Raw genomic sequence first — 10148 nt, forward strand, 5'->3', positions numbered from 1 at the left:
AATGGCGACAGACGTCTCTACGCACCGCCACGCTCCTGCTTCCGTTGAACAACGCAAGGGCGCGGCGGGACTCGTGCTTGCCGGTAACCCGAATGTGGGCAAGTCGGTGGTGTTCAACGCGTTCACTGGCACCTACGTTGACGTGAGCAACTTCCCGGGCACCACCGTCGAGATCACCCGGGGGCAGATGGGTGAGTACGACATCGTCGACACCCCGGGGGTTTACGGTGTGTCCTCGTTCAACGACGAAGAGCGTGTGGCGCGTGACGTAATCCTCGACGGTGACCTCGTTGTCAACGTTGTAGACGCGGTGCACCTTGAGCGCGACCTGTTTCTGACCCTGCAGTTGATCGACATGGGCAAGCGGATGGTAGTGGCGCTCAACATGGCCGATGAGGCCCGCGCCCGTGGAGTCGATGTCGATCGCGACCTGCTCGCTGACCTTCTCGGCGTGCCCGTGATCGAGACAGTCGCGGTTCGCGGCAAGGGAATTCCCGAACTGAAGGCGGCCCTTGCGGACGCTCGCTGCGGTCATGCGGATCCTGTACTCGAAGAGCCGCTCGTGCTCATGGCTGCTCGCGTGGGTTCGCGCGCCGAGGCCCTTCTTGTACTCGAGGGCGATGAGCACATCGCCTCCCTCCACGGCATTGAGCCTGAGGGGAAGCGTGACGAGATCTACCTGCGCCGCCGGGATCGCGTGAACGATATCGTCGGCCACGTGGTGAAACACACCACCGAAGGCGCCAGCTTCTCGACGCGCCTCTCGCACGCGATGATGCATCCGGCGACCGGGATACCGATGCTCGCTTTGCTGCTGTGGGGGATGTACAAGGTGCTTGGCGAGTGGGTGGCCGGTGGAGTCGTTGGGCTGCTCGAAGAGGAGCTCATGATCGGCCGCGTCGAGCCGGTGGTCCGCGGCGTCGTAGGCTCAGTGTTTGCCGAGGGAAGCGTGGCCAATACGCTGTTGGCCGGCGAGTTTGGCGTGCTCACAATGGCGCCAACGTACCTGATCGGCGTGATCCTTCCGCTCGTCGCCGGTTTCTACCTTTTGCTCTCGCTCCTCGAGGATACGGGCTACCTGCCGAGAATCGCCACGCTCGCGGACCGCTCTCTAACGGCAGTAGGGCTGAACGGAAGAGCGGTCATCCCGCTTATCCTAGGCCTGGGATGCGTGACCATGGGAACGCTCACGACCCGCATTCTCGGATCGAAGCGCGAGCGGATCATCACGACCGCGCTCATGGCCATCGCGGTGCCCTGCACAGCCCAGATCGCCGTCATAGCGGCGCTCATGGCTGGAGTGGGTCCGATGTATGCCGCAGGCTACTTTGCCGCGCTGTTCGTCATCTTCGTAGGCGTGGGCACCGCGCTTGCACGCGTCACCCCCGGCGTGTCGACCGATTTGTTGATTGACATCCCGAGTCTGAGAATCCCGCGCCTCGACAATGTCGCACGCAAGACGTTCATCAAGGTCTGGCACTTCATGAAAGAGGTCACACTCTTCTTTGTCGCCGGTGCGGCACTCATCTCTACGCTCGATGTGACCGGCGCACTCGGCGCTATACAGCGCGCAGCTGTTCCGCTCACCGTCGGCTGGCTTGGACTTCCCGCAGAAGCGGCAACCGCGTTTGTGATGGGCTTTGTTCGCCGCGATTTTGGTGCGGCCGGGTTCTTCACGATGGAGCTAACCGCCGCCCAGCTGCTGGTTTCGATGGTGACCATCACGCTGTTTGTTCCGTGCGTCGCGAGCGTGATGGTGATCGCCAAAGAACGGGGCGTTCGCTACCTCGCCGGTCTGTCTGTGGCGTCGGTCGGCCTCGCGTTTCTTACCGGCGGCTTGCTTGCCCGGCTCATCGGGGTGATCTAGGTGAGCGGCACCCCGGTCAGGTGCCCAGTCTGCGGAGCGCCCGCGGCCGGGATCCGCTGCGCGCGGTGCAATGCGCTCACTTTGACGGGGTGTTCTGGATCGTGCGCCGCGTGCGATCAGGCGCGCGGCCCATCGCAACTACACAGTCGGGACGACGCGCACGCCGGTGATCCCCGGCGCCGCCGCGATTAAGCCGAGCACCATATCGCTTGGCTGAATGTCGGTTTCGATCAGCATGAGGGCGGCGGCGCCCCGGCGCTCTCGCGACACGCGCATTCGCGCGATGTTGACACCCTCCTCGGCGAGGACGGACGTGACGGCCGCGATCTCACCAGGCTGGTCGAGGTGCGCGACGAGCAGCATGGGAAGCTCGCCGGTGACCTCGACTTCGTAGGCGCCGATACGCGTGAGAACGACGACGCCGCCTCCAAGGGATGCGCCCTCGATGTAGACATCGGGACGGCCGGCGCCCGCGAGGTCGAAGGCGACGGAGTTTGGGTGGACCGCGCCGAGGTCGGCCTCGGCAATCTCAACTGAGAGTCCGGCGTTCTTGGCGAGGGAGTGCGCGTCTTTGATTGCGAGGTCGTCGGGAGCGAGGCCGAGCAATCCCGCGACGAGTGCCAGGTCAGTGCCGTGGCCGTGGCCTGTCGAGGCGAACGATCCGTGGAGACCGATCCGGGCGCTTTGGGGTGTTGCGCCGAAGACCGCGCGCGCCAGCAGGCCGAGCCGGACCGCACCAGCCGTGTGACTCGATGAGGGCCCCACCATGATCGGACCGACGATGTCGAAAAGCGAGCGTTGGCGCACCATTCGCTGATTGTACCCTGTGCATGAAGGGTTCGCGGCAGTATCATCGGTGCGCGCGCCAAGCGCTGTTCAGGCAAGCGACGGAAGGAACAGAAGATGTCTCAGCCCGCACTCGGTCAGAAGCAGATCATGATCGCACTCGCGGCGGTGATCGTCCTGCTCGCGGTCCTCATCGGTGTGCTCGTGTGGCAGAACTCGCGCGCATCGCTCGCGGAGACCTCCGCACTTGTCCCCGCCGACCCGACCGCCGCAGTCACCGGTATGCCGTCCGGGTCTTCACCGGAAGTGTCGCCGGGAATGCCGTCGGGAATGGGTGGCCAGTCGTCGGCAGCTTCGTTCGACCCGGCGACCGCGCCGGTCGTGCCCTCAGGCATGACGCCGAGCGATTTTGTCACCTCGTACTATGAAGCGTGCGCAGCCAAGGAGTACGAGCGCGCTTTCACGCTCCTGCCGGTTGCGACCCAGACAACGTATGGCGATGCGACGACCTTCGCCAACACGCTTGAGGGTTACGGCATCTCAGGCTTCAGCGTTGATCCGCCGGTAGAGACCGCTGATACCTACTCAGTCATTGGATGGCAGGTTGCCCAGGGCATGTCCTTCGGGTACGAGTGGGTGTTTGTAAAGGGCGGCTCGGGCGAGTGGCTCTTGAAGTCGCGCACCATGGCGGGATCCCAGTAACGAGAAGCGTAAGTTACCGCACGCCGCCCCAAACGTGTCGGGGCGGCGTGCTAGTCTGTAGCGGTTATGAGCCTGACTCTGGCCCGCCTCCTGGTTCCCGGCACCGATGACGACGTCGCTCACGCGTACGCCGCAACATCCGCGCGCGTTGCCGAGGAGACGTTCGGGCTTGAGGAAGAGGTCGCGCTCGTCGACATCGAGACGACCGGCTTTGACCCCGGACGCGACGCGCCGATAGAGTTCGCGGCCGCCATAATGCGCGGTCCTGAGATCGTCGCGCGCTTTCACACGATGGTCGATCCCGGACGCGATGTGCCACTCGAGATCGTGCAACTCACCGGCATCACGCAAGAGGCCCTCATTGGAGCGCCGCCCGCTGAAAAGGCCGCGCTTGATCTTGCCGAGTTCGTGGGCGGCCGCGATGTTGTGGCGCACAACGCACCGTTCGATCGCGGCTTTCTCGAGCATCTCGCGGGGCCGTCACGTTTTCCGGGCGAGTGGATCGACACACTGCAACTCTCGCTGATCGCGTTTCCGCGACTCGCGAGCCATCGCTTGCGTGATCTTGCGGAGGCGTTTGGCGCACACACGCCTTCGCACCGTGCTCAAGACGATGTCGAGGCGCTCGCTACGGTGTGGCGCGCGTGCCTATGCGGCCTGAACGATCTCGGTCCGGCGTTGCTTGGGCGGCTCGCCGCTTTGGCTCCGGGTGCGAAGTGGCCAGCACGATCCACGCTCGCGCACCTCGCCGCCGGTGCGCCAGCGACGCGGTTCGATCTGCGCACCGCGCGATCTGAGCGCGTCTCGGCGGAGAAAGGCGACGCGCTTTGCGACGCGAACGACATTGAGTGCGCTACCCCCGCGGTCGATCAGATCGCCGCCGAGTTCGACTCAGGGGGCATTGCGGGCCGGATGTACGCGGGTTTTGAGGCGCGCGCGGAGCAAGCCGAGATGGCGCGTGTCGTCACTAGCGCGTTTGCGAGCGGTGCGTACGCGGCGATAGAGGCGGGCACCGGTGTGGGGAAATCGCTCGCGTACCTCGTGCCCGCGGTCCGGTTCGCGCTCATGAACGAGGTGGGCGTTGGGATAGCGACCAAGACCAACGCGCTCATGGACCAGCTGATTTACGGGGAACTCCCCGCGCTTGCGTCAGCCCTCGGCGACCTGCCCGCCGCCGAGCTGCGCTTCGTCGCGCTCAAGGGCTACGAGCACTATCCGTGCGTCAGGAAGCTCGAGCGATTCGCGAACTCGCTTGACGATCGGGCCGCACCGGACGCTATCGGCGTTGTCGCCGCGCTTATCGCGTGGTGCGTCCAGTCGTCGTGGGGGGATGTGAGCGCGATCAATGCGCACCTGCCGCGCGAGGTGCTCGGCGAGGTGACGGCGTCGGCGGCGGAGTGCACCCGCAAGCACTGCGGCTACTTTCCTTACCGGTGCTACCTGCACGGAGTACGGCGCCGCGCCGCGTCGGCTCACATCGTCGTGACCAACCACGCACTGCTCTTCAGGGATGCGGTAGCCTCAGGCGGGATACTCCCTCCGATTCGTTTCTGGGTGGTTGACGAGGCGCACGCCGCGGAATCGGAGGCGCGCAAACAGCTCTCGATGGTGTGCTCGCGCCTCGAACTGTCGCTGCTGTTCACCGCGCTTGGGGGCTCGCGCGGAGGATTCGCCGAGGAGATCTCGAAGCGTGCGCGCAGGGCGGGCGTGGCTGATCCTGGTGCGATCGATTCTGCCTCGGCGGAACTATCCCAGACAATCGAGGAAGCAGCCACGCTCACGGCGTCACTTTTCGAGTTCGTGCGTGACGCTGTCCCTGCCGCCGATGACGGCTACGACGTCGTCGACGTTCGCATCGACACACAAATTCGGCAGAGTCCGTCGTGGGCCGCGGCGCTGCGCGTGGGGCGTTCGCTCGCCCAACGGCTCGATGCGGCCGTGCTTGCGGGCAGACGGCTCGCGCTTGCGCTGGAGGAAGGCGGAGGGGCTACGGCCGACGCACGCGCCGATCTCGCGGGCCTGCTCACCCGCGTTGCCGACCAGCACATCGCGCTCACAACCGTCATCGATGGTGAGGCCAGCGAGTACGTGTATCACGCGACGATAGATCGCCGTCCCGCCGCGCGCGCCGACAGACTCGCGGCATCCCGTCTCGATGTGGGCGAGGCGCTGCTAGACGACTTTTATCCGCGGATCCGCTCGGTAGTGTTTACCTCGGCCACGATCGCCGCAGGTGACGATTTCTCGCACTTCGCGCACGCGGTGGGACTCGATCGGCTCGGTGAGGAAGAGGCGTATCGTACGGTACGGCTTGCTTCGAGTTACGACTTCGCTCGGCAGATGGGGGCGTTTGTCCCGACGGACCTCGGCGAGCCGGGCACTCCCGCCTACCACGAGGCGCTTGAGCGGCTACTTTACAGCGTGCATGTGGCGATGGGCGGCTCGGTGCTTACGCTGTTCACCAATCGGCGTGACATGGACCGGCTGTATCGCGTGCTGGCGCCGCGCCTGGCCGAGCAGGGCCTCTCACTCCTCGTGCAGGGTCGCGGGGTCTCGACCAAGCGGTTGCGAGACGAGTTCCTCGCCGATGTTCACGCCTCCCTTTTCGCGACCAAGTCGTTTTGGGAGGGATTCGACGCTCCTGGAGAAACGCTTCGGTGTGTGGTGGTGCCCAAGTTGCCGTTTGGGCAGGTGGGCGACCCGCTCACGCGCGAGCGTGAGGAGCGCTACGGACGCGCGGCGTGGAGCAGGTTCTACCTGCCCGCCGCGATCATAGAGCTCAAGCAGGCAGCCGGGCGGCTGATCCGCTCGGCAAGCGACACGGGATGCCTTATCATCGCTGACGGCCGGGTGCTTACGAAGTCCTACGGGCGAGAGTTTCTTGGTGCTTTGCCAGTGGCTGATGTCGAGCGGATGCCGACGGCGACGATGGTGGCTCGAGTCAGCGAGCGCTTTGGGAGGTAGTGGCGTCGTGTTCGCGGCGGCGTGTCTCGCGAGCGACGAGCGCAGCGACCGCCTCTCGGACCTCGAACGGCTCGATCACCGTCGCGTCGCCGAGATAAGAAGCCACCTGCCGGGCGATCCACGCGGTGCCTGCGTACGGGACCTCGACGAGCGTGCCCGGACCATCACCAGGAACCACGCGCATGCCCGGCCATTCGCGTTCCGGCGGATCGATGCCGGGGGCAAGTGCGATCGTGGCGTGCGGCAGTTTACCCGCGGGCAGGATCTGACCGTCAGGTTCGAAGTGCGGTGATTCGAAGTGCTCGCCCAGGGGGGTCGCCTCGAAAATCCGGTCGATGCGAAACGTGCGCGGAGCGCCAGCGTGGCGGCAGAACGCGTGCGCGTACCACGCGCCGCGCTCGCTTTGGAGCGCGAGGGGCTCGATGGTGCGCCTGGCAGGCGTGTCGTCAGCGCGGCCTTGGTACTCGATGCGGACGCGCTCGCGATTCGCCACCGCGGCGGCCAGGATGGTGAGAGCGCCATTGTCCGGAGCGGTTGCCGCCCGGACTGCGCGCTCTACCTCGCCTGCGTCGATGGTGGACGCCGCCGCGAGCACTCGGGTGACGAGCGGGTCGTCTTGGGTGCGCCCCGCCGTTTGTAGCGCGGCGACGAGAGCGCGCGCCTCTGCGGCGGTGAGCCGGATCGCACGGTCGAGGGCGGGCATCTGGCCGAAGACGTGCACCACCCCGTCTTCCACGTAAAGCGGTACGGCGGTGAGCGGGTCGTACGGGTCGGCCGCGCACAGTGAGAGCGTCTCGAGATCGGCCGTCAGCCCGAGCTCGCTCACGCCGAGCTGCTCGGCGAGGTCGGCGACGCGTGTCTCAAGACCCGGCTCCAGGTGGCGGATGAGAGCGAGGAGGCGCCGGGCCCGGTTTGCGTGCGAGCCGTCACCCATGTGCCTCGGCCACCTCCTCGAGTCCCGCCGAGAGCTCCTCGGCCAGAGCGGGAGGAGAGAGGATCTCGATGCCGGGGCCGTTCGCGATGGTCCAGCGCAAGAGGCGCCTCCGGTCACGCGCGGTGATCTTCCAGTGCAGCCGCGTATCGGCGCCGTCCGCGACCTCAAGCGTGCCGACGCCGAAGGTCAACGCGCGAGCGCGCCACGCCGCTGCCGAAGAGAACGCGAGCGTGGCCTCGAACGGTTCGCCGTGGCCGTACTGGAAGGGCAGTCCGATGAACGAACGGACGTCGAATCCGTCCAGACGCTCGAAATCGGGCGACTTGGGCCGTGCGGTGTTCGGGGTCAGCTTATCGATACGAGCGACAGCAAAAACGCGCATCTCATCGGTTGCGGCGTCTCGGCCCACGACGTACCAGCGGCCCTCGCGCAAGAACAATCCGTACGGCTCGATCTCGCGGGCGCGCCGCTCGCCCGCCGAGTTCACGTACTCAAACGCGACACGCTTTCTTGAAGATGCCGCTGCCGACAAGGTAGCCACCCGTTCACCCTGGGAGGCCGGATCCTCATCAGCTAGGCGGGAAGACGCGGGGGAGGGAGAGATGTCGAGCGCCGCGATTTTGGTGAGCGCGAAGCGAAGATCCTCGGCGAAGGGAAACCCCGGATCGCCGAGGAGCGCGGTCGCGACGGTGCGCATGGCGACCGTCTCTTCACGTGAGAGGGTGAGGCTGGTCGCGAACGTGGACGCGGTGTCGAGGAGGTTGCGTCCATCGGGGGTCGATGTGATGACGAGACCTGCTTCGCGAAGACTTTCCTTGTCGCGCTCGAACATCCGTTCAAAGGTGTCGTAGTCCTGGGTCTCAGGATAGCCAAGCACCTCGGATCGAACACGTTCGGTCGACACAGGTTCACGCGCCGACGCCAGGAACAGGGCAAGATTGACGAGTCGCTCTATCGCGGCAGACACACAAGGCCTCCTCGGCAGGGTCCTGGCGATTGTATCGCAGCCGGACTGGAGCGGTCCCGGGGGTGGGGTGAGAGTGGGGGATATCGTGCCGACGTTTGTTCGGCAAAAGGAAACGAGGCGCGTGGGGGGCGCGCCTCGTCTATAAGAGCTGGCGGGATCCGCCCCTGAGGGGGGAGGAGAGGGCGGGTCGCCATGCCCCTAACACTCGATAAGCAACGTGTGTGCCAGTTTTCCGGTGGAATCGAGAAAGGACTGATTAAAGCTGGATCAGAATCGAGTAAGGGGTGGCGTGCATTATGAAAGGGGAGGGGAGCGCATGGGTATCAGGTCGCCTGAGGGCCGGGCTGGCGGGGGGCCGGATGGCTCGCACGGCTCGCCGCGCCTCATGGACCGCGTGAGCGCGGCGCTTCGCACGCGTCACTACAGTCCAGCTACGGAGCAAGCGTATTGCCTGTGGGTGCGCAGGTACGTGCGTTACCACAAGTTGACGCACCCCGACGAAATGGGAGAGGCCGAGATCAACGAGTTCCTCACCCATCTGGCACTCGATAGGCATGTTGCCGCGTCGACGCAGAACCAGGCGCTGTGCGCGCTACTCTTTTTGTATCGGCACGTGCTTGGGCGGGAGATCGGCGACCTCGGCGACGTGGTGCGGGCTCGGAAATCCACGCATCTGCCGGTGGTCCTGAGCCGCGAAGAGGTCCGGGCGCTCTTCGCCTGCCTCGACGGCGAGATGCGTCTTATCGCATCTCTGATGTATGGCACGGGCGTTCGGTTGTCCGAGTGCCTGCGACTCCGTGTTCTCGACATCGACCTCAGTCGCAAAGAGATCACGGTTAGAAGCGGCAAAGGCGCCACCGACAGGGTCACGATGCTGCCTGAGGCACTCGTGAAACCGCTCAGGCAGCACCTTGTTGCAGTGCGAGCGCTGCACGCGAAGGATCTCGCTGAGGGGTGGGGTCGCGTTGCGTTGCCGGCAGCCCTCGCGAGCAAGTATCCGTACGCGGCGTGCGAATGGAAGTGGCAGTGGGTGTTTCCCCAGCAACGGCGGTGGCGCAATGAACGGACCGGCGAGGAGGGGCGCCACCACGTGCACACGACGGTGGTACAGCGTGCCGTCAGCTCTGCGGTACGCAGCGCTCGCATCGAGAAGCACGCGGGATGTCACACACTGCGGCACTCGTTCGCCACGCACCTGCTCGAGGCGGGTTACGACATCCGGACGATCCAGGAGTTGCTCGGGCACAAGAGCGTGCGCACGACGATGATCTACACACACGTGCTCAACCGCGGCGGGCGCGGGGTCCGCAGTCCGCTCGACGCGATGTGAGAGCGGCATGCGGAATGGGGCCGCGGAACCTTGGAGCGGGTGGTGATGGGGTGGGGGGCGACGGGGTGACGGTTGCCGGGGTGTTATGCAGACGGCAGAATACGCACCGGGTCTTGCGGGCCTGGTTGGAACCAATTGGGCAGATGGGCTACTGTTTGCAGCGAGGTCGCGTAACACCCGCCTGTGGTGAGTGGGGTGCGGTTGTTTCGCAGAGTGTAGAATGGGAGTTAGGCACAGTTCACGGATGAGGTAGGGGGTAGTCTTGGCGGGGGCGTCTCGCATCGTGGTCTTCCTCCCCCTGGTGTTGACGGCGGCACTCGGTCTTGGAGCCTGCGCGATGCAGGACAAAGTGATTGAGCTGTCCCCTGGTGACACGTTCACGACACAGAGCGGATTGACCCTGACCATCCCGCAAGGGGCATCCGCCACAGTCACAAAGCCGACGCCCGACGAGATTCAGACAGATGTTCCTTTCACGGAGTTCCTGGACCTGGAAATCGATGATTCGCTCGCAGTGGTGCTGATGAGCTTCTCGGGTACCCAGCGCAACAAGACCGACGCAACTGTCGTTGCAACGGAGAGCGATGTCGCCGTTCTC

At 65.3% G+C, this 10148-nt stretch carries 8 protein-coding genes; 5 read left to right on the forward strand and 3 right to left on the reverse strand.

The features are described 5' to 3' along the window. Nucleotide 1 precedes the first annotated feature (1 nt). Complete coding sequence (gene feoB, locus KGZ40_03780) at nt 2-1867, forward strand: ferrous iron transport protein B (protein ID MBS3956638.1); 1866 nt, start codon at nt 2-4, stop codon at nt 1865-1867. A 138-nt stretch (nt 1868-2005) separates the two neighbouring features. On the opposite strand, the gene sdaAB is transcribed toward feoB, so the two are convergent. Further along, nucleotides 2006-2674 carry an L-serine ammonia-lyase, iron-sulfur-dependent subunit beta gene (gene sdaAB / locus KGZ40_03785; GenBank protein MBS3956639.1) on the reverse strand — a complete coding sequence of 223 codons (669 nt, stop codon included), beginning with the start codon at nt 2672-2674 and terminating at the stop codon, nt 2006-2008. 96 nt (nt 2675-2770) lie between these two features. On the opposite strand from sdaAB, the gene KGZ40_03790 reads away from it, so the two are divergent. Together KGZ40_03790 and KGZ40_03795 are read left to right on the forward strand one after the other, a co-directional pair. Next, the gene (locus tag KGZ40_03790; GenBank protein MBS3956640.1) at nt 2771-3355 is read left to right on the forward strand and encodes a hypothetical protein; all 585 of its coding nucleotides are present in this window, start codon (nt 2771-2773) and stop codon (nt 3353-3355) included. 66 nt (nt 3356-3421) lie between these two features. Next, the gene (locus KGZ40_03795) at nt 3422-6319 is read left to right on the forward strand and encodes a hypothetical protein (GenBank protein MBS3956641.1); all 2898 of its coding nucleotides are present in this window, start codon (nt 3422-3424) and stop codon (nt 6317-6319) included. Here the strand turns inward: KGZ40_03795 and KGZ40_03800 are convergent. Then, complete coding sequence (locus KGZ40_03800; protein MBS3956642.1) at nt 6297-7253, reverse strand: WYL domain-containing protein; 957 nt, start codon at nt 7251-7253, stop codon at nt 6297-6299. The two genes, KGZ40_03795 and KGZ40_03800, sit on opposite strands and share 23 nt — an antisense overlap. Then, a complete protein-coding gene (locus tag KGZ40_03805) occupies nt 7246-8220 on the reverse strand; it encodes a WYL domain-containing protein (protein MBS3956643.1) in 975 nt (324 codons plus the stop codon). The genes KGZ40_03800 and KGZ40_03805 overlap by 8 nt, the downstream gene beginning before the upstream one ends. 385 nt (nt 8221-8605) lie before the next feature. Here KGZ40_03805 and KGZ40_03810 point away from each other — a divergent pair, with 385 nt between their 5' ends. Then, the gene (locus KGZ40_03810; GenBank protein MBS3956644.1) at nt 8606-9550 is read left to right on the forward strand and encodes an integron integrase; all 945 of its coding nucleotides are present in this window, start codon (nt 8606-8608) and stop codon (nt 9548-9550) included. A 262-nt stretch (nt 9551-9812) separates the two neighbouring features. Further along, on the forward strand, nt 9813-10148 hold a 336-nt coding region (locus tag KGZ40_03815), incomplete at its 3' end, for a hypothetical protein (GenBank protein MBS3956645.1).

The sequence above is a fragment of the Clostridiales bacterium genome (assembly GCA_018333995.1).
Classification (GTDB): Bacteria; Actinomycetota; Coriobacteriia; order Anaerosomatales; family SLCP01; genus JAGXSG01.

Coding starts and splice junctions, on each gene's coding strand:
- KGZ40_03790 (MBS3956640.1), top strand. CDS start 2,771: ATGTCTCAGCCCGCACTCGGTCAGAAGCAGATCATGATCGCACTCGCG.
- KGZ40_03795 (MBS3956641.1), top strand. CDS start 3,422: ATGAGCCTGACTCTGGCCCGCCTCCTGGTTCCCGGCACCGATGACGAC.
- KGZ40_03800 (MBS3956642.1), bottom strand. CDS start 7,253: ATGGGTGACGGCTCGCACGCAAACCGGGCCCGGCGCCTCCTCGCTCTC.
- feoB (MBS3956638.1), top strand. CDS start 2: ATGGCGACAGACGTCTCTACGCACCGCCACGCTCCTGCTTCCGTTGAA.
- KGZ40_03810 (MBS3956644.1), top strand. CDS start 8,606: ATGGACCGCGTGAGCGCGGCGCTTCGCACGCGTCACTACAGTCCAGCT.